Below are 24,902 nucleotides of genomic sequence, written 5' to 3'. Positions count from 1 at the left end.
GTACAGTAATATGGTCATGGTGGCATGACCATATTACTGGGGATCCCTCAGCCCAAAGGGAGAGGGTTAGGGTGAGGGGGTTTTGTCTACTGATTACGCGTCGCGCGCAGCAGCGTCTCCAGCGGGTACACCGCTGCAATCACCACTTCGTCCTGAACCTTCGCCGCGTTATCCAGCTCGCTCTGAATTGAGGCGATCTCTTTATCGTCCAGCGTGCCCTGACGCGCCACCAGATCGGTGAGCCTCAGGCCAATCGAGGCCAGCTTGTCCACCTCCTGAATCACCGGCTTGATCGCCTTCAACTGATAGCTGTTTTCACTCAGTGCCAGCGCGTCGCTGGTATTGCTCTGCCAGCGGTTAAACACATGGCGCAGCGCGTCGGCACTTTCGGTATCCTCGGCGTCGCTCACCAGACGGTCGGCCCATTTGTTCATCTGGCGCACGGTGGCGCTTTCAGCGTTCAGCGCATCCGCGAAGCGGTTGAGCGGCTCAAACTGATGGTAGTTTCCGGCCTGGAATTTGAGATGCTGACGAGTGTAATACTGCGCAGGCTCCACAGCCTGGGCGAGGATTTGCAGCGGCAGCGTATCGGCATTCCCGGCAAGGCGCGTGAATTGCACCTGCTGCTGGGTGTGCTGCTGCAGCCCGACCGAGACCGTCGACCAGCTGTCCATCGCCTGCAGGCGGGTGTACATGTTGTCGACATCGGTAACATCCTGCGCGGACCATAACCGCTCCGCCACCGCAAAGGTACGCGGCCACAGACGGATATCCAGCACCGGCGCCACCACGTTTTCCGCCCACAGCGCGGCTTCTCCGCCAAGCAGATTAACCTGATGCGCGATATCCGGCACTACCGGCGGAGTGCCTTTAGGAACCTCATCCAGACGCGTACCGCTGATCGGGTAGCGGACATTCCCCACCAGGAAATAACCCGTGAGCTTATCGTTATCAACCGACACCACCGGGCGCGTTTCGCCCATCCAGGTATCAACGGTAAACGTCACCTGATTGTCATCGCGCCACGCAATGTTATCCACCGCGCGGCGGGACTTGCCGGCAAAATCAATAAACCCGCGCCAGCTGGACTCCCCTTTCACCAGCGTAAAGCTGCCTTCGACCGGCTTGCCTTTCAGACGCGGCATGGAGAAGGCCCAGCTCTGGGCGCTGTCGGTGTCGGCAATCACGTCCACGCCGTTTAAGGTCTGCGGCACGATCTCATTGCGGTAGTGGTAAGCGGTGGACTGCGGCTGATCGAGATAGAAGCCCGTCGAGAGGATCCCTTTGTAGCCGTTCTGCGCCACCTGTCCCAGCGCATCCTGCCCCTGCCAGGACTGGATCAGAATGCTTTTGGGCAGATCGGGATGGTAGATCTCATCCCAGCCCACCATCTGCCGGTGGTGTTTTTCAAGGATCGTTTCCAGCTTGCGGTTGAAATACGCCTGCAGCGCATGGCTGTCCGCCAGCTTGTGGTCGCGCATAAACTGCTGAATGGCCGGATTCGCTTTCCACTGGCTGTCATCCACCTCATCGCCACCGATGTGCAGATAAGGATCGGGGAAGATCGCTGCCAGTTCGCTGACCATCGCGTCAGCAAAGGCGTAAGTGGCCTCTTTGGTCGGATCCAGCACCGGCTTTAAGACTCCCCAGTGGCGCTCCATTTCGTACGGCCCCGGCGCGCTCATCAGCGCCGGGTAGGCCACGGCAATGGCCGAGGCGTGGCCTGGCATATCGATCTCCGGCACGACGCGGACACCGCGATCGGCAGCATAGCGAACAATCTCGCGCATCTGCTCTGGCGTGTAGAACAGCCCGTCGCTGGCAAGCTGGGTCAGCTTAGGATAGCGCTTTGTGCTGAAACGCCAGCCCTGATCGTCGGTTAAATGCCAGTGCAGCACGTTGAGTTTTGCCGCGGCCATACCGTCGATCTGGCGTTTGATATCCGCCAGCGGGATAAAGTGGCGCGCCGAGTCCAGCAGCAGCCCGCGCCACGGGAAGCGCGGGGAATCTTCAATGGTCACCCACGGTACAGAGGTGTTTTCCGCGCCGTTTTGCACCAACTGGAGCAGCGTTTCTATGGCACGCAGCGCGCCGAAGCGGGTATTGGCGGAGATATCCACCCCGTTGGCATCCACCGTCAGCTTATAGCTTTCGTCGCTGTCCGGCAGCGGCTGCGGCTTCACTTTTTTGGCAATGGCAATGCGGATGGTCGGTTTTTCGGGTTTGTCGGCCTGCGGCTGCAGCGTCCAGCCGGTTTGCAGGGCAATGCGCTGGCGCAGGCGGTTAACTGCGTCACCGAGATCGTCTCCGCTGACGCTTACGGAGAGTTGATTATTAAGCACCAGCGCGCCCTGAGTGGTCGGGCGTTCAACCTTCGCAGGCCAGGGCATCAGGGGAAGATCGCCTGCCGGGGCGGCAAACGCTGACGCGCCGAGCAGCAGCCCGGCGGTTAAGAGGCTGTACCGTAACATGAATGTTCCTTATCTGACGGGCCAAATATCCCCGTCATACTTCAAGTTGCCTGTGCGTTGGCTGCACTCGTTCACCCCGGTCACTTACTTATGTAAGCTCCCGGGGATTCACTCCCTTGCCGCCTTCATGCAACTCGAATTATTTAGGGTATAAAGGCAAAACATTCTGTTAACATGCGCTCAATTTGTCGTCAAGCGAATGCGCCGACGGAGATCACAGGTTGTTGAATTTGAGAGGAAAGCCAGTCCCCTCACCCCGGCCCTCTCCCCAAAGGGGAGAGGGGATGTTTTTACTGCCACCCATACCGACGCGCATAAAACCCTTTCACCATCTGCGTCAGCACCATATAGCCCGCGAGGATCGCCACCAGCCACGGGAAGTAGCTCAGCGGCAGCGCCTGCAGCTGCAGGTAGCTGGCCAACGGTGAGAACGGCAGCGCGATGCCGAGCGCCATCACAATCCCCGTCATCACAATCAGCGGCCAGGCGGCACGGCTCTGGATGAACGGAATACGACGTGTGCGGATCATATGCACAATCAGCGTTTGCGACAGCAGCCCCACCACGAACCAGCCGGACTGGAACAGGGTCTGATGTTCCGGTGTATTGGCGTGGAACACAAACCACATCAGGCAGAAGGTCAGGATGTCAAAGATGGAGCTGATCGGGCCAAAGAAGAGCATAAAACGCCCCAGATCCGCCGGGTTCCAGCGCTGCGGCTTCTGGATCTGCTCGTCGTCGACGTTATCAAACGGGATCGCCACCTGAGAGACATCGTACATCAGGTTCTGGATCAGCAGATGCAGCGGCAGCATCGGCAGGAACGGCAGAAACGCGCTCGCCACCAGCACGCTGAAGACGTTACCGAAGTTGGAGCTGGCGGTCATTTTGATGTATTTCAGCATGTTGGCAAAAGTCCTACGCCCTTCGATCACGCCCTCTTCCAGCACCATCAGGCTCTTTTCCAGCAGGATGATGTCTGCCGCTTCGCGGGCGATGTCCACCGCCCCGTCCACGGAGATGCCAATATCCGCCGCACGCAGCGCGGGCGCGTCGTTGATACCATCGCCCATAAAGCCCACCACGTGCCCTTCGCGACGCAGCAGGGTGACGATGCGCTCTTTGTGCATCGGCGTCAGGCGGGCAAACAGCGTGGTGTGCCGGGCAAGCTGAGCCAGCTCGTCGTCACTGAGGTGTTCGATATCGCTGCCTACCACCACGTCACCCGCGTCCAGCCCCACTTCGTGGCATACTTTGGCGGCCACCAGCTCGCTGTCGCCGGTAAGGATTTTCACGGTGATCCCGCTGGCCTTCAGCGCTTTCAGCGCCGGAGCGGTGGTCTCTTTCGGCGGATCGAGGAATGCGATATAACCCTCGAGGATCAGATCGGATTCGTCGATACGCTGATAGTCTCCCTCGCGCGCAGGCAGGAATTTGCTCGCCACCGCCACCACCCGCAGCCCCTGACGGTTCAGGTTATCCGTGACGCGTTTGATGCGGCGCAGCTTGGTGTCGTCCAGCGGCACGATGTCGCCGTTGTAATGCACCTGGGTGGAAACATTGAGGATCTCCTGCAACGCGCCTTTGCAGATCAGCTGGTGCACATCCGGCTGCTCGCTGACCACCACCGACATCCGGCGGCGCTCAAAATCGAACGGGATCTCATCCACCTTCTGCCAGCGGCCAGAGAGTGAGCGGGCAGACTCTTCATCCACCCCTTCCAGCACCGCAACATCGAGCAGATTTTTCAGCCCGGTCTGGTAGTGGCTGTTCAGCCAGGCGCTGTGCAGCACGCGTTCGCTGGTTTTACCGGCGATATCGGTGTGGTTCTCCAGCACGATTTTATCCTGCGTCAGCGTGCCGGTTTTGTCGGTGCAGAGAATGTCCATCGCGCCAAAGTTCTGAATGGCGTCGAGGTGTTTGACGATTACCTTCTGTTTTGACAGCTTCACCGCCCCGCGCGCCAGGGTGGAGGTGACAATCATCGGCAGCATTTCCGGCGTTAAGCCAACCGCCACGGAGAGCGCAAACAGCGCGGCTTCCCACCAGTCGCCTTTGGTATAGCCGTTGATCAGCAGCACAATCGGCGTCATCACCATCATAAAGCGGATCAGCAGCATGCTGACGCGGCCAATCCCTTTCTGGAACGCATTCGGCTCGCTCTCCTGCTCTGTCACACGTCCGGCAAGCTGACCAAACCAGGTATTGCCGCCGGTGGCGGTGACAATCGCCTGCGCCGTGCCGCTGACCACCGTGGTGCCCATAAAGCACAGGGTGTCGCACTCAAGCGGGTTCATCTGCTGCGGATCGCGAGTTCGCGCCACCTTTTCCACCGGCAGGGACTCCCCGGTGAGCGAGGCCTGGGCCACGAACAGATCGCGCGCCTGGATGATGCGTAAATCCGCCGGGATCATATCCCCGGCGGCGAGCTTCACCAGATCGCCCGGCACCAGCTGGTCGATGGGCAGTTCGACCCAGGCGTTTTCACCCAGATCGTTGATGACTCGCGACACGGTCGCGGTGTTGCTGACCATCGCCTTCAGGGCATCCGCCGCTTTGGTTGAGCGCGCTTCCTGGATAAAGTTCAGCAGCGTGGAGATCCCCACCATCAGGGCGATAACGCCTGCGGCAAACAGATCTTCAGTGGCGTAAGAGATAATGCCCAGCACCGTCAGCAGCAGATTGAAGGGGTTGCGGTAGCAGATCCACAGATGCACCCACCACGGCGCTGGTTTTTGCGCCGGGATAAGGTTATCGCCATGCACGGCCCGGATTTTTTGCACTTCAGCCGCATTCAGCCCTTCCGGGTGTCCGTTAAAGGCGCGCCAGACTTCGTTCTCATCCATCGCCGCCACGTTGAGGCAACGCTCGGTCAGGCTGGCGGGAATAGTGGCGCCGGAGAAATTTTTGCCGTTTGGCAGCGGATCGCGCTGAACCAGACGGTGTGGCAGGTGGCGGCTCAGCAGCGCCTGCAGCTGCCGGGTGATATTTTTAAACATAGTCATTCCCCCGCATCCGCCTGGGCGGACGCAGTCATTCCTGCAGGCGTGGCAAAGCCGTACCTGACAGGCACTTAAATTTTCAAGCAGGAACGTTCAGAACGTTGCTGCCTCACATCACCGGTGAGACAGCACAAGGCTGGCTTACCGGAAAGAAGGGGTTCTCCTGGTCAGGAGAGGTGTGGGATCGGGATCCATGTCGCCTCCGGTAAGTAAAAATAAGGGGTACGCCGCGCAGTATAAGGATTTAACCGTACCCTAAGCGGCGCGTCGGGCGGTATTATACCCACCCTCAAATAAACCGAACGTAAACCAGACTTTGCCCATAGCGAATTAGCGCTATAGCATTAGGCTCATTTGACACCGTTATCGTTGTTACAGGGAATACAGCATGCAAAACCGCCTTACGATTAAAGACATTGCGCGTTTAAGCGGCGTGGGGAAATCCACCGTGTCGCGCGTGCTGAACAACGAGAGCGGTGTCAGCGAACGCACGCGCGAGCGCGTCGAGGCGGTGATGAATCAGCACGGGTTTTCCCCTTCCCGTTCCGCACGGGCCATGCGCGGACAGAGCGATAAAGTGGTCGCCATTATTGTCTCGCGTCTGGATTCTCTCTCTGAAAACCTCGCCGTACAAACCATGCTGCCCGCCTTCTATGAGCAGGGTTACGATCCAATCATGATGGAGAGCCAGTTCTCGCCACAGCTGGTGGAAGAGCATCTGGGGATGCTGGCGCGACGCAACATCGACGGGGTGGTCCTGTTTGGCTTTACCGGCATTAAAGAAGAGATGCTCAAACCCTGGCAACCCTCGCTGGTCTTGCTGGCACGCGATGCCCACGGATTTGCCTCCGTCTGCTATGACGATGAAGGGGCGATTATTACCCTGATGCAGCGCCTGTACGAAAAAGGCCATCGTCATATCAGCTATCTTGGCGTACCGCACGCGGACGTCACCACCGGCAAACGCCGTCACGAAGCCTATCTGGCGTTTTGCAAAAAGCACAACCTCTCTGCCGTGGCCTCCCTGCCCGGGCTTGGCATGAAGCAGGGCTATGAACAGGTCGCCAGCGTGCTGACCCCGCAGACCACCGCGCTGGTGTGCGCGACCGACACCCTGGCGCTGGGTGCGAGCAAATATTTACAGGAACAGCGCATCGACGAGCTGCAGGTTGCCAGCGTAGGCAGTACCCCGCTGATGAAGTTCCTGCACCCGGAGATCATCACCGTCGATCCGGGCTACGCTGAGTCCGGCCGTCAGGCCGCCGCACAGCTGATTGAGCAGATCAACGGGCGCGCAGAACCCCGCCAAATCGTCATTCCCGTCCATCTTTCATAACCGCCATAAATCGGTTTATTGTGATCTTCGCCCGATTTCGGGAACGTTCCCATTTTCGCCGTCCCGCTGAAGGAGTAGGCTTGCGCTCAGGTCATTACACCCCTCCCATCTGTCATGAGGTTTCATGATGAGTAAAGTCAAACAAGCAGATATCGATCAGCTGATCGTCCTGGTGGGCGGTCGCGAAAACATCGCGACGGTCAGCCATTGTATTACCCGCCTGCGCTTCGTGCTGAACGATCCGGCCAAAGCCAATCCGAAAGCGATTGAAGCGCTTTCGATGGTGAAAGGCTGCTTCACCAACGCCGGGCAGTTCCAGGTGGTTATTGGTACCGAAGTGGGCGATTACTATCAGGCTCTGCTCGCCACTACCGGGCACAACGCGGCAGATAAAGAGCAGGCCAAAAAAGCCGCGCGCCAGAATATGAAATGGCACGAGCAGCTTATCTCCCACTTCGCAGAGATCTTCTTCCCGCTGCTGCCGGCGCTGATCAGCGGGGGCTTAATTTTAGGCTTCCGTAACGTCATCGGTGATGTGCCGATGAGCGACGGCAAAACCCTGGCGCAGATGTACCCGGCGCTGAAAACCATTTACGACTTCCTGTGGCTGATTGGCGAAGCGATCTTCTTCTATCTGCCGGTGGGGATTTGCTGGTCCGCCGTACGCAAAATGGGCGGTACCCCGATTCTGGGTATCGTACTCGGCGTAACGCTGGTCTCTCCGCAGTTAATGAACGCTTACTTACTTGGCCAGCAGGCGCCGGAAGTGTGGAACTTTGGCCTGTTCACCATCGCCAAAGTGGGCTATCAGGCGCAGGTTATCCCGGCACTGCTGGCGGGTCTGGCGCTGGGCTTTATTGAAACGCGCCTGAAACGCATCGTGCCAGATTACCTCTATCTGGTAGTGGTGCCGGTCTGCTCGCTGATCCTGGCGGTGTTCCTGGCGCACGCCTTTATCGGTCCGTTTGGCCGCATGATCGGCGACGGCGTGGCCTTTGCCGTCCGTCACCTGATGACCGGCAGCTTCGCGCCGATTGGTGCCGCGCTGTTCGGCTTCCTGTACGCCCCGCTGGTGATCACCGGCGTACACCAGACCACGCTGGCGATTGATATGCAGATGATCCAGAGCCTTGGCGGCACGCCGGTCTGGCCGATTATCGCGCTGTCTAACATCGCTCAGGCATCTGCCGTAACGGGCATTATTCTGGTCAGCCGTAAGCATAACGAGCGTGAAATTTCCGTTCCGGCCGCCATCTCCGCGTATCTCGGGGTCACCGAACCGGCGATGTACGGTATCAACCTGAAATACCGCTTCCCGATGCTCTGCGCCATGATCGGCTCGGGTCTGGCGGGTCTGGTATGTGGTCTCAACGGCGTGATGGCAAACGGCATCGGCGTTGGTGGCCTGCCGGGTATTCTCTCCATTCAGCCCGCCTTCTGGCAGGTGTTTGCCCTGGCGATGGCCATCGCGATCATCGTCCCTATGGCGCTCACCACCGTGGTTTACCAGCGTAAGTTCCGTCAGGGCGCGCTGCAGATTGTTTAACTTCATCTTTCGGGGCGCAGTTGCGCCCCTTCGCATTTGCAGGAACGCATTATGAATACCCTTCCTCACTGGTGGCAGAACGGAGTCATCTATCAGATTTACCCAAAAAGTTTTCAGGACACGACCGGCAGCGGCACCGGCGATTTGCGCGGAGTGACGCAGCGGCTGGACTACCTGAAAACCCTCGGTATTGACGCCATCTGGCTGACGCCGTTTTACATCTCCCCGCAGGTGGATAACGGCTACGACGTGGCGAATTACACTGCCATCGACCCGGCGTACGGCACGCTGGATGACTTTGACGAGCTGGTCGCCCAGGCGCATGAACGCGGCATTCGCATCGTGCTGGATATGGTGTTTAACCACACGTCAACCCAGCACGCCTGGTTCCGTGAATCACTGAATAAAGCCAGCCCGTACCGCCAGTTTTATATCTGGCGCGACGGCACGCCGGAGCAGCTTCCCAACAACTGGCGCTCCAAATTCGGCGGCAACGCCTGGCGCTGGCACGCCGAGAGCGAGCAGTATTATCTGCACCTCTTCGCCCCAGAGCAGGCGGATCTCAACTGGGAGAATCCGGCCGTGCGCGCCGAACTGAAAAAGGTGTGCGAGTTCTGGGCCGATCGCGGCGTGGACGGCCTGCGTCTGGATGTGATTAACCTGATTTCGAAAGACCAGGCTTTCCCGAATGACGATATTGGCGACGGTCGCCGCTTCTACACCGACGGGCCGCGCATTCATGAATATCTCCAGGAGATGAGCCGCGACGTCTTTACGCCGCGTAATCTAATGACGGTGGGCGAGATGTCCTCCACCTCGCTGGAGAACTGCCAGCAGTATGCGTCTCTCGACGGGCGCGAGCTGTCGATGACCTTTAACTTCCATCATCTGAAGGTGGATTACCCCGGCGGCGAAAAATGGACGCTGGCAAAACCGGATTTCGTGGCGCTGAAAACCCTCTTCAACCACTGGCAGCAGGGGATGCATAACAAAGCGTGGAACGCGCTGTTCTGGTGTAACCACGATCAGCCGCGCATTGTGTCGCGCTTTGGCGATGAAGGCGAATACCGCGTACCGGCGGCGAAGATGCTGGGCATGGTGCTGCACGGGATGCAGGGCACGCCGTATATCTATCAGGGTGAAGAGCTTGGCATGACCAACCCGCACTTCAGCCGCATCACCGATTACCGCGACGTGGAAAGCCTGAACATGTTCGCCGAACTGCGGGCTAACGGCCGCGATCCGAACGAACTCCTGGCGATTCTGGCGAGTAAGTCGCGCGATAACGGGCGCACGCCGATGCAGTGGGATGCCTCGCACAATGCGGGTTTTACCGAAGGTGAGCCGTGGATTGGCGTCTGCGACAACTACGAGACGGTCAACGCCCGCGCGGCGCTGGACGATCCCGATTCGGTGTTTTATACCTACCAGTCGCTGATTCGCCTGCGCAAAACCCTGCCGGTGCTGACGTGGGGCGATTATCAGGATCTGCTGCCGGAACATCCGTCCCTGTGGTGTTATCGCCGCCAGTGGCAGGGGAAAACCCTGGTGGTGGTGGCTAACCTCAGCCATCAGTCTCATGAATGGGAATCAGGCGTTCTCAGCGGTGAGTGGCAGGCCGTCATGAGTAATTACCCGGCCCCACATACCGCCACGCTACGTCCGTTTGAAGCCGTCTGGTGGCTACAGGCGTAATCTCCCGCCGGGCGTAACAGCAGCGCCCGGCTTACTTTACTGTTTTTGTTGAATAATTAATCAGATTTTTCCTTTGCGGATTTACATTCGCTCCAGCGCCCGCCGTTTGTACTCTCGTCTTTTTACTTTGTTCTGAATCAAAAAAATCGCAAACATGTTTGATGCAAATCACTATATGTAGCACTTAAAATGCTGGCCGACCCAACATCTTGTATTTATCGTCTACTATTCCAACAACAACACGGCGACTCCGCTCTCCGGGATTGTGGATAACAAGGGTCGGGAACGCGGGAAGTCATTGGGCTGGCTGATAATCCACCCGGTGCATACTTCCCCACCTCTGTGGATAACCTGTTTTTAAAATGGAGTGATCATGACACCGCATGTGATGAAACGTGATGGCTGTAAAGTGCCGTTTAAATCAGAGCGCATTCAGGAAGCCATTCTGCGTGCAGCTAAAGCAGCGGGAGTCGATGACGCAGATTACTGCGCCACCGTCGCAGACGTCGTTAGCCGCCAGATGAACGAACGCAGCCAGGTGGATATCAGCGAGATCCAGACTGCGGTTGAGAACCAGCTGATGTCTGGTCCTTACAAGCAGTTAGCGCGCGCTTATATTGAGTACCGCCACGACCGCGACGTCCAGCGTGAAAAGCGCGGCCGCCTGAATCAGGAAATCCGGGGTCTGGTCGAGCAGACCAACTCCGCCCTGCTCAATGAAAACGCCAATAAAGACAGCAAGGTGATCCCGACCCAGCGCGACCTGCTGGCCGGCATCGTGGCTAAACACTACGCCCGTCAGCATCTGTTGCCGCGCGACGTGGTATCGGCGCACGAGCGCGGTGAGATCCACTACCACGATCTCGACTACTCGCCGTTCTTCCCGATGTTTAACTGCATGCTGATCGATCTGAAAGGCATGCTGACCCACGGTTTTAAAATGGGTAACGCCGAGATTGAACCGCCGAAGTCCATCTCCACGGCGACGGCCGTCACGGCGCAGATTATCGCCCAGGTCGCGAGCCACATTTATGGCGGCACCACCATTAACCGCATTGATGAAGTGCTGGCCCCGTTTGTTACTGCAAGCTTTAAGAAGCACCGTAAAACGGCGGAAGAGTGGCAGATCCCCGATGCCGACGGCTACGCCCATTCCCGCACCGAGAAAGAGTGCTATGACGCGTTCCAGTCGCTGGAGTACGAGGTGAACACGCTGCATACCGCGAATGGTCAGACGCCGTTTGTCACGTTCGGCTTTGGTCTGGGAACCAGCTGGGAATCGCGTCTGATTCAGCAGTCCATTCTGCGTAACCGTATCTCCGGTCTTGGCAAAAACCGCAAAACGGCGGTGTTCCCGAAACTGGTATTCGCCATCCGCGACGGCCTGAACCATAAGTTTGGTGACCCGAACTACGACATTAAACAGCTGGCGCTGGAGTGCGCGAGCAAGCGTATGTATCCGGACATTCTGAACTACGACCAGGTGGTGAAAGTCACCGGTTCGTTTAAAACCCCGATGGGCTGTCGCAGCTTCCTCGGCGTGTATGAGGACGAAAATGGTGAGCAGGTGCATGACGGCCGCAACAACCTGGGCGTGATAAGCCTGAACCTGCCGCGCATCGCGCTGGAAGCCAAAGGAAATGAAGACGCCTTCTGGGCGCTGCTGGATGAACGTTTACAGCTGGCGCGTAAAGCGCTGATGACCCGCATCGCCCGTCTGGAAGGGGTCAAGGCACGCGTGGCACCGATCCTCTATATGGAAGGGGCCTGCGGCGTGCGTCTGAAAGCGGACGACGACGTGTCTGAGATCTTCAAAAACGGTCGTGCGTCGATCTCGCTGGGCTATATCGGCATTCACGAAACCATCAACGCCCTGTTTGGCAACACGCATATGTATGACAGCGACGCGCTGCGCGAGAAAGGCATCGCCATTGTTCAGCGCCTGCGCGATGCCGTTGACCAGTGGAAAGAAGAGACCGGCTACGGCTTTAGCCTGTACAGTACGCCGAGCGAAAACCTGTGTGACCGTTTCTGCCGTCTGGACACCGCCGAGTTCGGTATTGTGGAAGGGGTGACTGATAAAGGTTACTACACCAACAGCTTCCACCTGGACGTGGAGAAAAAGGTTAACCCGTACGACAAGATTGACTTTGAAGCGGCTTATCCCCCTATCGCCAGCGGCGGCTTTATCTGCTACGGCGAATACCCGAACATCCAGCACAACCTTAAAGCGCTGGAAGACGTGTGGGATTACAGCTATCAGCACGTGCCGTATTACGGCACCAACACGCCTATCGACGAGTGCTACGAGTGCGGCTTTACCGGCGAGTTTGAGTGTACCAGTAAAGGCTTTACCTGCCCGAAATGCGGCAACCACGATGCGGCCCGCGTATCGGTAACCCGCCGCGTGTGCGGCTATCTTGGCAGCCCGGATGCGCGTCCGTTCAACGCCGGTAAGCAGGAAGAGGTGAAACGCCGCGTGAAGCATTTAGGGAATGGGCAGATCGGTTAAGTTCCGTGTTCTCCCCCTCACCCTAGCCCTCTCCCTCAAGGGAGAGGGAACTCTTCCCCCTCTCCCCGTGGGAGAGGGCCGGGGTGAGGGCATCAGCGCGCATACATTCTCTGGACATTTCTATGCGATATCACCAGTACTACCCCGTCGACATCGTTAACGGCCCCGGCACCCGCTGCACTCTTTTTGTCTCAGGCTGCGTGCACGAATGCCCTGGCTGCTACAACAAAAGCACCTGGCGGCTCAATTCCGGCATGCCGTTTACTGCCGAGATGGAAGACCGGATCATTAACGACCTCAACGACACCCGCATCAAACGCCAGGGGATTTCGCTCTCCGGCGGCGATCCGCTGCATCCGCAAAACGTGCCGGAGATCCTGAGGCTGGTGAAACGCATTCGCCGCGAGTGCGCAGGAAAAGATATCTGGGTCTGGACGGGCTATAAGCTGGACGAGCTGAACGCGCAGCAAAGGGAAGTGGTGGATCTGATTAACGTGCTGGTCGACGGCAAATTTGTACAGGATTTAAAAGACCCGGCGCTTATCTGGCGCGGCAGCAGTAACCAGGTTGTGCATCATTTGCGCTGAACGCTATAGCCGTTTGTTAGCATCGTGATATACGGCTGATTTCTCTCTTTTCCCAATGGCGACGACAACTACCGTTACCACGTTGTCCTGAACCTGATAGACCAAACGGTAACCCTGGGATCTGAGTTTTATTTTGTAGCAATCAGGCAGATTATGCAGACGGGCCGATTCGATCCGGGGGTTTACCAACACCCCGGCAAGTTTCTTCCTGAACTGCTTTTTTACAGTCTCCCCCAGCTTGCTCCACTCTTTTAACGCCCTCGGGTCAAATTCCAGTTCATAAGTCATCCAGACTAACCTTAATTCCCTTTTGCGGATTAGCCAGTCGCTCCCGGACTGTCTGTATCAGCGCATCTTCGCTGTCGCTAATCGTGACCGTTTTCACCGGCATGCGCCCCGTCTCCGCAACGTACTGAAAAAGGAGTCGCACGGCTTCTGTTGGGGTGATATTGAGTTTTTCCAGCACGGCATAAGCCTCGTTTTTGAGTTTGTCATCCAGACGGACGTTAAGCGTAGCCATTATGCCTCCAGGCGAATCGAATGTGTAATGCAGTTTAGCATTACATTCGCATTACATCGAATTCTGGATAACGCCTCTCAAAACCGGCTCAAACTCTCCATCGCCACCGCCTTAAACTCGGCAAAATTTCCGCAGCTACAGAGTCGTGACATCGCACGTTCGCGCAGGAAGGTGACGAAAATATCGTAGATCGCCATCGCCTCTTCGTATTCGCGTTTGCTGATGGCGAGCAGGAAGATAACGTGGGCGGTTTCGTCGCCCCACTGGACGCCGTGCGGGGCGAGCACGGTATAGACCACCGTTTTCTGTGCCAGCAGGCCAAGGGAGTGCGGCAGCGCGATGCCGTCGCCGAGCATGGTGCTGACGATGGCTTCACGTTCAACGACCGAGTCGAGGAACTCAGCCCCCACAAAGCCCTCTTCTTCAAGCTGGACGCAGAGCTCGCGGAACAGCGTTTGCTCGTCCACTGGGGCGTTGAGAATACGGAAATGCGCAGCGTCGAAGTATTTATCCAGCATCCACGGACGGGTTCTGTCCACCAGCACCAGCTTGCCAATCTGCTCCAGCTGGTAGTCCGTCGGGAACGGGGCGATCATCACCACCGGCTTAGACTTTTCACTGACGCGGGCAGTTGAGATCACAAAGTCTTCGTTAATGGATTCCGTCTGCTCGTACTCGCGAAGCGTAAGCGTGCGTGTGACCTCAATCTGCGGGTATTTGCGCTGCAGCACCGCCTCAATCATACGCACCATGGCATTACCGGCATCGCACACCAGCAGCACGCGCGGCTGTCGCTGGTAGCCAATGTTGTAGTGGCGCTCCAGCCCGACGCCAATATGCAGCACCAGGAAGCCAATCTCGTTTTCGCTGATCACATACGGCGTGTATTTGCCCCAGCTTGAGACTGCCGCCAGCGTCATATCCCACGCCATCGGATAGTGCTGCTTGATGTTATCCAGCAGCGGATTCGGGATCATGATTTGATACCGCACGCGGGTGATCATGGTTTTGATATGGGTAAGCAGATCCGCATGCAGCTGCTCGTCGCTGAGCAGGTTGTAGTTATAGTGGGTGTTGATATAGCGCAGGATGTAGTTGACCAGCGCTTCGTCGTCATCCGCATTGATGGCACTCGGCGCGATATCCTGGATCTGCCGCGCGGCGATATGCACGCACAGCCAGCTCTCTTCCGAAGGGGAAAGCGCTTTGCCCGCCAGCTGCTGAATGGTCACCGCGATATCTTTCGCTGCGTCACGCACGTTCTCTTCCACATCTTCGGCGTGGAATTCCGGCAGTGGATACCCCTCGCTGATGCGGCGCACCGACACCGCGCAGTAGAGTCGCAGGAACAGCTCGCCTTCGTCGGTCAGGCGGATGTGATGCCGCGTCAGCGCCTCGTGCAGTACGGGCACCATCTGCTCTGCTACTCCGGCATTGAGCGCCACGTCGGTCACCAGCGGGTTCAGGCTGTCCTGCTGGGCCAGCTCCCAGAGCAGATCGGTCAGACAGGCGCGGGTCGCCATCTCACTGCCAAACAGCTTCATGCCGTGACGTGGACGCGTTTCCAGCGTCAGGTTGTAGCGGTGGAACCACTCACGCACCTCCACCATATCGCTCTGCAGCGTGGCGCGGCTGACGAACCACTCATCGGCCAGGTCTTCCAGCTTGAGTGAAAACGCCGAGGTGAGAAAACGCACCACCAGATAATGCACGCGCTCCGGCCCGGTACGGGGAATGCGCAGCGCGCGCGGATGGGAAGCCTGTAGCTGCTGATAACGTACCGCATCGTCAATTTTGAGCTGGTAGCCATTGCCGCGGCTGAGAATAAACTGCGCGCCGTGGCTTGCCAGCAGCGCGTTCAGGGCGGAAATATCCGCCCGGACGGTTCGCGTGGAGACCGACAGCCGCTGCGCCAGCTCGTCCTGCGGCAGCGTCTCGTTTTGCAACAGATCGAAAAGTTGCGCTAAACGTTGGTTCGGAAATCGCACGTCGTTGTCCTCTTACTGCTCAGGGTGAAATGACCATCTGGGATGGGCTGCCGACCGGGGTGTAGTCTGACTCAAAGCTTAGCTTGCCGTCCTGACCGACGCGGAAACGGGTAATGTTGTCGCTGCGCTGGTTCATGACGTACAGCCAGCGCCCCTGTTTATCGAGCGTCAGGGTGCGCGGATAGTCACCGCGCGCCCAGACATCGTCCTGATGCGTCAGCGTGCCCTCCGCTGTTACGGTAAAGTGCCCGATGCTGTTATGCAAACGGTTAGCCACGTACAGCTGTTTACCATCTGCACTCAGCGCCAGTCCGGCCGCAAAACTGGTGCCTTTGTAACCTTCTGGCAGCGCGGAGAGCGTTTTGCCCTCTTTCAGCCTGCCGTTGCTGTCCAGCGTATAATGGGTGAGCGTAGACGCCTCTTCGTTAATCAGCCACAGCGCATCCCCCTTCGGCGTAAAGACAAAGTGCCGCGGCCCGGCCCCTTTTGAGGAGGCGCTGATAAACGGCGGATCGTTCGGCGTCAGCTTGCCGGTTCGATCGTCAAAGCGGTACTGATAGATGCGATCCAGCCCCAGATCGGTGGAAAACACATATTTCCCGCTCGGATCGGCGGCGATCATGTGCGCATGGGGGCCATTATGATCGCTGATGGCAAAACTGCCTTCTGCTGCCGCCTCCGGTTTCGCAGCGCCTGGCTCACCCTGATCCTGGTGCCGATCCGTGGCGTCACCCAGGCTGCCATCGGCTTTGATCGGCAGCACTGCGATCGATCCACTTACATAGTTCGCCACCAGCAGATGCTGACCGTTCGGCGTGAGCGAAAGATACACCGGCCCCGCACCGCCGGAGGAGACCTGATTCAACTCGCTCAGCTCGCCGTTAGCGCCCACGCGTAGCGCTTGCACCACGCCCTGCTCCACTTCGCTTGCCAGATACAGCGTTTTGCCATCGTGCGAGACGGCCAGCTGCGCGGCGTTCGGCAGCTGACTCACCAGCGTTTTATTGCCGAGCGCACCGGTGCTCGGGTCGACGGTAAAGCGGTACAGCCCTTCCCCGTTGGGGTTATAGGTGCCGACCCAGGCGTACTGCGGCTGGGCGATAGCGGCGTTAGCCAGTAAAGAGAGTGAAGCGACAAGCAGGGTACGGGTGTGCATGGTGGCTCCTTTGGGGTTGTGCGGTGTGTTCCCCCCTCACCCTCTCCCCAAAGGGGAGAGGGGACGATTACACCCTCTCCCCTTTGGGGAGAGGGCTGGGATGAGGGGCAGTTTTTACTTCACCAGCTTCTTCGTCATCGCAAGCAGCGTACGCACATCTTCCGGACGCGTATCGCCGCTGGTCTTGTCGATAATCGAACTATAAATATGCGGAATGATTTTGCTCACGCCCGCGTCCAGGGCGATCTGCAGGATCGCCTCGTAGTTTTCCAGATCGATTCCCCCGGTCGGCTCCAGCCAGAAGTCGTGACGGGCGCAGGCTTCCGCCATGGCCTGGTATTCGTCACGGCACTTCAGGCCGCCCATCGGGAAGTATTTGACTGAACTGCCGCCAAAGTCTTTCAGCAGGGCGATCGCCGTTTCAACCGGCACAATGCCGTCCGGTGCCGCGCTGCTCAGCGGGCCGGTGGAGATTTTTACCATCCCGACGGTGCCGGTCGGGGAGACCAGACCGTTGACCACCGAATCATTCTGCCCCAGCAGCGCACGGCTGGTGGCTACACCAGTGAAAACCTGGTTAACGTGCTGCGGCTGCACCTGACGGGAGATTTCGCTCACCATCGCCGACTGGTTCGGGTCCCCCGCCCCCAGGCCTACCGAGAGCGCGTTATCAATCAGCGCCGCGTACTCGCGCATATCGGCAACCGCACTGGGCACGTCCGGGTAATTTTTGGAGAGCACGCCCACCAGCACATGACCTTCCGCCGCCTCGTAAATGGCGCTGGCGTTCGCTTTTGAGCCTGCCAGCACGTTCAGGCAGACGCGGTCACGGTAAAAATTGGGGGTCAGTTTCATGCCTTTTTCTCCTGTCCTAACACTTCGCTTATGCGGCGGTACACAATGTTCAGCTGGTCAGCGTTCACGCTGCGCACGTCCGCTTCGATAATCCCTTCGTTGGCCTTGTAGCCGCGGAAATAAATGGCGTATTCGCCCTGCTTCAGGGCATTCACCAGCTCGCCGGTGCCGATGCCGGTTACGGCTTCGTCAAACTTAATCTCGGTACGCGCGATATCGCGACCGGCGCTGTCCCAGACCACGCGCGCGGTAACGCCGTTCAGGGTGTTGAGCGCGTCGATAAACGGCGTCATCTTCGCCACCATCTCCGCCCCGCTCTCTTTAGTCGCCGTCAGGTAGTGTTCGATGGCGCAGGTCAGGCCGAGGATCCCCTCTTTACCCACCTTCATGGCGCGGCCAATGCCCGCCGTCTGGCGCTTCACCCACTCGACGTACTGGGTCTTGCCGATCACCAGGCCGCTGGTGGGCCCTTCGATCGCTTTCGCGCCGCTGTAGATCACCAGATCGGCGCCGGAGCGGTAATAGGTATGCAGATCTTCTTCCGCTGCGGCATCGACGATCAGGGGCAGATCATGTTTGCGCGCCACAACCGCCGCCTGCTCAACGCTGAGCATGCTTTTCTGCACGCAGTGGTGCGATTTGATGTAAAGGATCGCCGCGGTGCGCGGGGTGATGGCCGCCGCCAGCTGATCGGCTGAGCATTCGTTAGCGTAGCCCGCTTCCACCAGCTTGCCGCCGCCAAGCGCTACCATGGTGCCCACCGGCGCGCCAAAGTTAACGTTGTGGCCTTTCGGCAGCACGATTTCGTTGTTCTCAACTGGAGTGACGTGCAGGTTTTCCAGCAGCCAGTCGCTGTCTTTCACCAGCACCGCCGCCACGGACTGGGCGATGCCCGCGGATGCGCAGGAGACCACCGTCGCGCCCTCCACGTCCAGCAGCTTCGCGATGTATTCCCCGGTTTTATTGACCAGATCTTTCATCTCGAAATAGTGATTCATGCCGTCCATCGCCGCCTGCACTACTTCCGGGCGTGGCGTGGAGACACCCAGCGCCGTCATGCGGCCGGAGGTGTTGATAACCTGCTTTAAGTTGTACTTCTCATAAATCGAAGGCATGTTCCGTGCTCCCTTGTTCGGTCATGTAGCCCTTGCCCGCGCGGATCGCGGCAAGCGGCACCAGAATGTGTTCAGCCTGCAGGCTGTCGTTTTCAGCATCCGTCAGCACCGTCGGCTGACGTTTAAGGGTGAACAGCGTCAGGTCGGCGTCGAGGCCGGGTTCGATACGCCCTTTGCGCGTCAGGCGCAGGCCGTCGGCGGCGTTGGCGGTGACGCAGTCAATCACCTGCGGCAATGACATGCCGATGGCGAGGAATTTCGACATCACGCTCGAAAGCGAGCCCACCGGGCCGTTGATGCGGTTGCGGCAGTAGATATCCGAGCTGATGGTGTGCGGCAGAATGCCCATCGCGATAGCGCGTTTCGCCACTTCAAAGCTGAAGCTCGCCGTACCGTGGCCTACGTCCAGCCGCACACCGCGTTTCAGGGCAGAGGTAATGGAGGCGCGCAGCTCGCCGGAGGGCGTCAGAATGCGGTTTGGCTTGCCGTTGTAGCAGTGGGTAATGATGTCGCCCGAGCTCAGCAGCTCGGCAATTTCGTCGAGGTTAGGCGGGTTATTGCCGATGTGCACCATCAGCGGCAGGTCGCCGTTCTCTTTCTGAATGGCTTTCGCACGCTCCAGCGGCGTAATACCGTTTTCACCCACCACGCTGCTGCTCATGCGCGCTTTCAGCCCGACGATAAAGTCAGGATGGCGTTTCACCGCCTGCTTCACGGCATCGGCATCAATATTCGCCATATTGGCCAGCTCGTTCTGGGCAATCAGCCCCACGCGGGAGATATTCAGCAGGGCAAAGACCTCGGTTGAGGCTTTGCGGGTGATTTCGTAGAAATCGTCCACGTCGTCGGCACCGGTACTGCCCGCATCCACCACGGTGGTGACGCCGGTAGCGATACCCACGCTGTCCGGTTCGTCGTGGTAAATGGGGGAGTTCGGGTAGCAGTGGACGTGGGAGTCGATCCAGCCTGCGCTGACGAATACGTCACCGTTCAGCTCCACCGTTTTGCGGGCGGGAGCGTCTATGTCGCCTGTTGCGGCAATTTTCCCGTCCAGAATGGCGATATCGGTCAGGGTATCGTCGCTAAGGCGCGCACGGCGCAGGAGTAAATCAAACATGGGGTTCTCCTGATAAGGCGGGCGCCAGCGCGCCCGCAGGTATTAAAGGGCGACCGGGAACAACCAGCCTAAAATCATGGCGCCAAGGATGGCACCGCCGGTGATCGGCTTCTGCCAGATGTAGAACAGCAGCGCGCCCAGCAGAGAACCGACGCCAATCGGAATAGAAGCGGTCATGGCGCTGAGGATAATCAACGGCCCCAGAAAACGACCGGAGGCATTGCCCGCGCCCATCATCACGTCCGCCCCGTAGGTGGAGTTGCTCTGGTTGATGGTGAACTTACGCGCCAGGATGATGACGTAGCCGATCGCCAGACCAATCACCAGGCCGGTAATCAGCGAGGCAATGAAGTTGGTCACCGGGAACATGATCCCCGCGCCCAGCAGCAGTGCTGGCACACCCAGACCCACGCCGGTCTGGATAGCCCCGCCGATGTCGAGGATCCCTACCAGCGATCCTTCGATAATACGGGCGAACAGGAAGCTTGCGCCGAACGCCGCCACTGCGCCGTATACACCGGTATCAATTCCCGCCTTCAGCATCGCCACGAAGGCCACTTCGTTAAACGCGCCGATGCCGTAAAGGTAGTACATGTGCGTCCCGGCAAACACGCCGGAGGAGAGCAGGCCAACGAAGATCGGGAACGACCAGTCGGCATACCAAAAACCTTTATTCTGTTCCATGTAGAGGCTCCTGTTATTTACCGCTGAGCGAGTTGTGGATCATGTCGAGCCAGTTCGGCACGGTCAGATGGAAGGATTCAATCATCTTCATGTCGAAGCCGCGGAAGAAGCCGCTCAGCACGAAGAGCAGAACGATGGCCGCCATCATCACTTTGGTGACGTGGTTCCAGCCGCTCTCTTCCACGCCTTTACCGATCAGGATCCCCAGTACCAGGCCCGGTACGGCGTTACCCATAATCAGCTGCGCCGCGCCGCCGAAGATGGTCGCCCAGAAGCCGGATTTTTTACCCGCGTCGATGGCCGCCAGCCAGAAGATCACCGGCATCACGGTGTTCACCAGCAGGTTTGCCGCCGGTACCAGCACCTTCACGGCAGTGACCTGCAGCGCGGCCGGAACAGACGAGGCAGTGAGGTTAAGGAAGGTGACGACAATCATGCCGATGATGCCGCAGGCAATCGCCATCTTGCGGGGATCGTGCAGCGTTTCGCCGACGTTACGGTTTTTGATCATCAAGGCTGCAGCACCCCAGTTTGGGATGATGCGGTGGTCTACGTCCTGTGTGAAGGCACCTGCGGCCACGGAAGAGGCCCAGGCGTTAAAGAAGAAGCCTAACCCAAAGGAGAAGTGAGAAGCCGGATCCCCTTCGCAGGAGTTCAGTTCCCCCAACGTACGAAACGCGCCCATACCCTGAGTGGTAGGCGCATGAAACATGCGTGCAGCCCCGGCTCCAACACCGACGCCTACCAGGCCGCCAATGATGAGCGATTTTATTAATATAATTAAGAACATCAGTCTGCCCTTTTATGAATAATCAGCGTTGCGTGACGAAATCCACCTGGTCGAGATTGATGGCGGTCACGTTGACGGTCACATCCAGCTCCACGCTGTAGGTGCGTCTTTCCCGGCGCAAAAAGAAGAACAGAAACGCTTCTTTACGCACCGCTTCTTGCGCCTGAACGACCTGCACATCCTGTGGCTCAATACGCAGTAAGATATGCGGTGAGGCTTTCATCACCGCGGCCTGAACGTGGTTGAGTGCGTCGGCAAAGGCGCGCGCTTTGGCGTCGCCCTTCCCCTTCACTCTCACCGTGGTTGTGAACTGTTCTTTCATGCTTATGCGCCGTGCTTCTTCTGCCACGCCTGCACCAGACGCTCGCCCAGCTCTTCTTTATCCATAAAGCCAAAGCCCAGCACGTTGCAGCCTTCGTTGATGGCGGTCACCCCCTCATCTACGGAGCGCATGCCGTATTTCGCTTTGTAGCCATATTTGGTTTGCGCCGTGATGGCACCCGCGCCGCCGCTGCCGCAGAAGGAGATGCCGAAGGTGGCGTTTTCCGCTTTCATGACGTCGCCGAGTTTCATATCTGCCGCCATACCCGGCACGACAACCGCACGTCCACCCGCTTTTTCCACACCGGCAGCCACTTTCTGGCCTTTACCCAGGCGATCGCCAATCACGACTGTAATCTGTTCCATGTGTTGCTCCTTAAAGGTTGTCTTTCGCGACTTCAAAGTGAACGGAGAGCAGCCAGGCTTCTTCATCAGGAAGGTTGCCAAACTGCGCTACCACTTCACGGGCGAGCCGCATTGAATCCGGTGAAATTTCGTCGAACAGCTCTGCCTCCACTTCCGGCAGCGGCTCGCCGGTCACGGACCGGTGCGCCATCGCGCGGACATGGGAGGTGAGCATCTGTTCCTGTACTGCATTGGGGATGATGTTGTGCCGGGCCAGCAGGGCATAAACCTGCTGCAGCATGGTGTTCGCGAGCTTTTCTGTTTGCTCCGCCTGATCCCCAACGTCGTTCATTACCGCTCCGTTACTCACTGGTCTTACCCCGTTAATGGCTCTGGAATAAAACTAACGTTGGCGATGGCGGGTTTGTAGCGAGTTGTTTTCCACTTCGAAGTGGAAAGGCGAGCCGCAGCAGTGATCTGTGCCACATAAATAGGCTGAATCTGGATAAATCGCTGTATTTACGTGATGAATATCACGTTATCTGACGGCAAATATGGGAAGAGCGAAGCGGAAAAGATTACGAGCCGACTCGTAGAAATGTGACGTGGATAAGGTTTTCTTATGGGGATTCGCTAGAGTGGCGGCGGGTGCTTGAGACTGACCGTCTCAGGCATGGGACGGAAAGTGGAAAGCCCCGCCTGATAAAAAATCAGGGCGGGGGCTCGAAACGACACGTCGGACCGTGGAGTTCGCTACCTCGCCCGCTTTAAAGCAAGGAGGCATCCATGAAACGCCAATCCCCAATTATCCGGGTTTTGATGATTATTGCTTTGACAATAATCATCTTAACGCTGGTGACGAGGAAAACACTGTGCGAGATCCGTTTTCGAAACGGCTCGCTTGAAGTGACAGCGCGGATGGAGTGTCGCTCCGGCCAGTAGGGAGCAAAGATGCGGGGGCGCTAACTGCGCCCCCGCATACGGGAAAGGACGTACAGCTCAGGCACCCAATTAACGATACTTTTTGTGATACGTGTTACGCGTCGCGACAAACTGGTCGGCTGCCGCCTGGGCTTCCTTCACTTTGCCTTCGTTAGCGAGCTTCAGCGCGCCGTCAATCTGACCGACCAGCACGTCAAAGCCGTGGCGATAGTCCTTCATCTCTGCGCTGTCTGCCGCTTTGCTTTCCAGCTTTGGCGGCGTCGCTTTTTGCGCGTCCAGCGCCGCTTCACGCATTTTGGTCAATGCGCTTTTCATTTCTGCCGCATTGTCCGTTTTCTGAACGACCTTCAGGTTTTGACTGAGGATGTCCATGTTGTCTTCGAGATCGGCAGCAAACGCAGAAGAGCCAAGAACCAGCGTTGAAGCCGCGACGATCGCTAACAGGTGTTTACGCATTGCTCACTTCCTTTTTTATTATTAAAACGCTTTTCGGGTATTACTGGCCGGCAATTTTCATTTCCGGCAGTAATACAGAACCACACTGTATATTGCTACGTGTTTCAATATCGTTACCGACCGTAACGATATTGCGCCACATGTCCTTCAGGTTGCCGGCGATGGTAATTTCGCTCACCGGATACTGAATCTCGCCGTTTTCGACCCAGAAGCCTGCCGCACCGCGAGAGTAGTCTCCGGTAATGCCGCTCACGCCCTGGCCCATCAGTTCTGTCACCACCAGGCCGGTGCCCATCTCTTTCAGCATCTGCTCGAAGTTCAGGCCCTGTCCGGCAATGCGCCAGTTATGGATGCCCCCCGCGTGTCCGGTGCTTTTCAGCCCCAGCTTGCGCGCGGAGTAGTTGGTCAGCAGCCACTGGGTCAGAATGCCGTCTTTAACGATATCGCGGCGTTCCGTGCGCACGCCTTCGCTGTCGAACGGCGTGGAGGCCAGCCCTTTCAGCAGGTGCGGGTGCTCTTCAATGGTCAGCCATTCCGGCAGGATCTGTTTGCCCAGTGAGTCGAGCAGGAAGGTCGATTTACGGTAAACTGAGCCGCCCGCGATAGCGCCCACCAGATGGCCAAACAGGCCGGTCGCCACTTCATTGGCAAAAATAACCGGGGCTTTCATGGTGGAGAGCTTACGCGGTGACAGGCGAGACAGCGTGCGTTCGGCACACGCTTTGCCCACCCACTCCGGAGACTGCAAATCCCCCAGCGCGCGGCCGATGGTGTAAGCATAATCCCGCTCCATATCGCCGTTTTCTTCGGCGATCACGCAGCTTGAGAGCGAGTGACGGGTTGAGCAATAGCCCTGCAGCATTCCGTGGCTGTTGCCGAAGACTTTGATGCCGTAGTGGCTGTTGAAGCTGCCGCCTTCGGTATTGGTGATGCGTTTATCCGCCTGCAAAGACGCCTGTTCGGCACGTGCGGCCAGCTCAATGGCTTCGTCCGGGGTAACTTCCGCCGGGTGGAAAAGATCGAGATCCGGGGCATCAAACGCCAGCAGATCTTTATCCGCAACGCCAGCATAAGGATCCGGTGAGGTGTAACGCGCAATATCCAGCGCCGCCTGCACGGTACGGGCAATGGCATCGGGGCTGAGATCGGTAGACGACGCGCTGCCTTTGCGGTTCTGGTGATAGACCGTGATCCCCAGTGCGCCATCGCTGTTGAATTCTACATTCTCCACTTCGCCATAGCGGGTGCTCACGCTAATGCCGGTGGTTTTGCTGACCGCCACTTCGGCGCCATCTGATTTACCTGAAGCGAGCGTCAGCGCGGTGGAGACGGCTTCTTCCAGAATTTTACGCTGCGCTTCAACTTGTGAGGTTACTTTCATCGCAAATGCCATACTGTAAGAGAGAGTTAACTGAAGTCTAACAGAGAACCGTTTTTCAGTGCGCGTCTTAACTGGTAACATTA

22 protein-coding genes are annotated in these 24,902 nt (G+C 58.0%); 6 read left to right on the top strand and 16 right to left on the bottom strand.

What is annotated here, in order from left to right:
• Nucleotides 1–86: 86 nt before the first annotated feature.
• Nucleotides 87–2,471 carry a beta-N-acetylhexosaminidase gene (locus tag HX884_RS10930; protein ID WP_178328144.1) on the bottom strand — a complete coding sequence of 795 codons (2,385 nt, stop codon included), beginning with the start codon at nucleotides 2,469–2,471 and terminating at the stop codon, nucleotides 87–89.
• Nucleotides 2,472–2,761: 290 nt separating this feature from the next.
• On the bottom strand, nucleotides 2,762–5,470 hold the full coding sequence (mgtA, locus tag HX884_RS10925; RefSeq protein ID WP_178328145.1) for a magnesium-translocating P-type ATPase: 2,709 nt from the start codon (nucleotides 5,468–5,470) through the stop codon (nucleotides 2,762–2,764).
• A gap of 391 nt (nucleotides 5,471–5,861) precedes the next feature.
• Between mgtA and treR the strand changes: the two genes are divergently transcribed.
• The 5 genes from treR to nrdG all read left to right on the top strand — a co-directional run bounded on the left by treR (nucleotide 5,862) and on the right by nrdG (nucleotide 13,149).
• Complete coding sequence (gene treR, locus HX884_RS10920; protein WP_020688716.1) at nucleotides 5,862–6,809, top strand: trehalose operon repressor TreR; 948 nt, start codon at nucleotides 5,862–5,864, stop codon at nucleotides 6,807–6,809.
• A 127-nt stretch (nucleotides 6,810–6,936) separates the two neighbouring features.
• Complete coding sequence (gene treB / locus HX884_RS10915; RefSeq protein WP_038420863.1) at nucleotides 6,937–8,355, top strand: PTS trehalose transporter subunit IIBC; 1,419 nt, start codon at nucleotides 6,937–6,939, stop codon at nucleotides 8,353–8,355.
• 51 nt (nucleotides 8,356–8,406) lie between these two features.
• A complete protein-coding gene (treC, locus tag HX884_RS10910; protein ID WP_178328143.1) occupies nucleotides 8,407–10,050 on the top strand; it encodes an alpha,alpha-phosphotrehalase in 1,644 nt (547 codons plus the stop codon).
• Nucleotides 10,051–10,423: 373 nt separating this feature from the next.
• Nucleotides 10,424–12,562: an anaerobic ribonucleoside-triphosphate reductase gene (gene nrdD, locus HX884_RS10905; protein WP_013095357.1), complete on the top strand. Its 2,139-nt coding sequence runs from the start codon at nucleotides 10,424–10,426 to the stop codon at nucleotides 12,560–12,562.
• A 122-nt stretch (nucleotides 12,563–12,684) separates the two neighbouring features.
• Nucleotides 12,685–13,149, top strand: coding sequence for an anaerobic ribonucleoside-triphosphate reductase-activating protein (nrdG, locus tag HX884_RS10900; protein WP_058683233.1), 465 nt, complete (start codon nucleotides 12,685–12,687; stop codon nucleotides 13,147–13,149).
• Between the two features lie 3 nt (nucleotides 13,150–13,152).
• Here nrdG and HX884_RS10895 read toward each other — a convergent pair whose 3' ends face one another.
• From HX884_RS10895 to HX884_RS10840, 12 genes are all read right to left on the bottom strand, one after another.
• Nucleotides 13,153–13,437: a type II toxin-antitoxin system RelE/ParE family toxin gene (locus HX884_RS10895; RefSeq protein WP_178328142.1), complete on the bottom strand. Its 285-nt coding sequence runs from the start codon at nucleotides 13,435–13,437 to the stop codon at nucleotides 13,153–13,155.
• Nucleotides 13,427–13,669 carry a type II toxin-antitoxin system RelB/DinJ family antitoxin gene (locus HX884_RS10890; RefSeq protein ID WP_008501400.1) on the bottom strand — a complete coding sequence of 81 codons (243 nt, stop codon included), beginning with the start codon at nucleotides 13,667–13,669 and terminating at the stop codon, nucleotides 13,427–13,429. Before HX884_RS10890 ends, HX884_RS10895 begins: the two co-directional genes overlap by 11 nt.
• Nucleotides 13,670–13,746: 77 nt before the next feature.
• On the bottom strand, nucleotides 13,747–15,657 hold the full coding sequence (locus tag HX884_RS10885; protein WP_178328141.1) for a transcription antiterminator: 1,911 nt from the start codon (nucleotides 15,655–15,657) through the stop codon (nucleotides 13,747–13,749).
• Nucleotides 15,658–15,676: 19 nt separating this feature from the next.
• Nucleotides 15,677–16,813 carry a lactonase family protein gene (locus HX884_RS10880; protein WP_178328140.1) on the bottom strand — a complete coding sequence of 379 codons (1,137 nt, stop codon included), beginning with the start codon at nucleotides 16,811–16,813 and terminating at the stop codon, nucleotides 15,677–15,679.
• A 114-nt stretch (nucleotides 16,814–16,927) separates the two neighbouring features.
• A complete protein-coding gene (locus HX884_RS10875; RefSeq protein WP_178328139.1) occupies nucleotides 16,928–17,668 on the bottom strand; it encodes a KDGP aldolase family protein in 741 nt (246 codons plus the stop codon).
• Complete coding sequence (locus tag HX884_RS10870) at nucleotides 17,665–18,783, bottom strand: DgaE family pyridoxal phosphate-dependent ammonia lyase (RefSeq protein ID WP_058684036.1); 1,119 nt, start codon at nucleotides 18,781–18,783, stop codon at nucleotides 17,665–17,667. Before HX884_RS10870 ends, HX884_RS10875 begins: the two co-directional genes overlap by 4 nt.
• Complete coding sequence (locus HX884_RS10865) at nucleotides 18,767–19,900, bottom strand: amidohydrolase/deacetylase family metallohydrolase (protein WP_038418558.1); 1,134 nt, start codon at nucleotides 19,898–19,900, stop codon at nucleotides 18,767–18,769. The genes HX884_RS10870 and HX884_RS10865 overlap by 17 nt, the downstream gene beginning before the upstream one ends.
• A 42-nt stretch (nucleotides 19,901–19,942) precedes the next feature.
• The gene (locus HX884_RS10860) at nucleotides 19,943–20,584 is read right to left on the bottom strand and encodes a DUF4310 family protein (protein WP_013095350.1); all 642 of its coding nucleotides are present in this window, start codon (nucleotides 20,582–20,584) and stop codon (nucleotides 19,943–19,945) included.
• Nucleotides 20,585–20,597: 13 nt separating this feature from the next.
• Nucleotides 20,598–21,374, bottom strand: coding sequence for a DUF4311 domain-containing protein (locus HX884_RS10855; RefSeq protein WP_006810337.1), 777 nt, complete (start codon nucleotides 21,372–21,374; stop codon nucleotides 20,598–20,600).
• A gap of 22 nt (nucleotides 21,375–21,396) precedes the next feature.
• The gene (locus HX884_RS10850; protein WP_006810338.1) at nucleotides 21,397–21,696 is read right to left on the bottom strand and encodes a DUF4312 family protein; all 300 of its coding nucleotides are present in this window, start codon (nucleotides 21,694–21,696) and stop codon (nucleotides 21,397–21,399) included.
• A 2-nt stretch (nucleotides 21,697–21,698) separates the two neighbouring features.
• Nucleotides 21,699–22,061: an SFCGS family glycine-rich protein gene (locus HX884_RS10845; protein ID WP_006179053.1), complete on the bottom strand. Its 363-nt coding sequence runs from the start codon at nucleotides 22,059–22,061 to the stop codon at nucleotides 21,699–21,701.
• Between the two features lie 10 nt (nucleotides 22,062–22,071).
• Nucleotides 22,072–22,410 (bottom strand): glycine dehydrogenase, encoded by a 339-nt coding sequence (locus HX884_RS10840; RefSeq protein WP_028027887.1) that lies wholly within the window; start codon nucleotides 22,408–22,410, stop codon nucleotides 22,072–22,074.
• Between the two features lie 416 nt (nucleotides 22,411–22,826).
• Here HX884_RS10840 and HX884_RS10835 point away from each other — a divergent pair, with 416 nt between their 5' ends.
• Entirely contained in the window at nucleotides 22,827–22,982 is a 156-nt protein-coding gene (locus HX884_RS10835; RefSeq protein WP_020688727.1) for a Hok/Gef family protein, read from the top strand.
• 69 nt (nucleotides 22,983–23,051) lie between these two features.
• Here HX884_RS10835 and cybC read toward each other — a convergent pair whose 3' ends face one another.
• Nucleotides 23,052–23,438 carry a cytochrome b562 gene (gene cybC / locus HX884_RS10830; RefSeq protein ID WP_013095348.1) on the bottom strand — a complete coding sequence of 129 codons (387 nt, stop codon included), beginning with the start codon at nucleotides 23,436–23,438 and terminating at the stop codon, nucleotides 23,052–23,054.
• 40 nt (nucleotides 23,439–23,478) lie between these two features.
• Nucleotides 23,479–24,831, bottom strand: a complete 1,353-nt coding sequence (pmbA, locus tag HX884_RS10825; protein WP_032618803.1) for a metalloprotease PmbA — start codon at nucleotides 24,829–24,831, stop codon at nucleotides 23,479–23,481.
• Nucleotides 24,832–24,902: the final 71 nt, after the last annotated feature.

Source organism: Enterobacter sp. SECR19-1250 (genome assembly GCF_013391025.1).
In the GTDB taxonomy this organism is placed as follows: Bacteria; Pseudomonadota; Gammaproteobacteria; order Enterobacterales; family Enterobacteriaceae; genus Enterobacter; species Enterobacter cloacae.
This window is presented reverse-complemented; position numbering and strand designations above follow the sequence as displayed.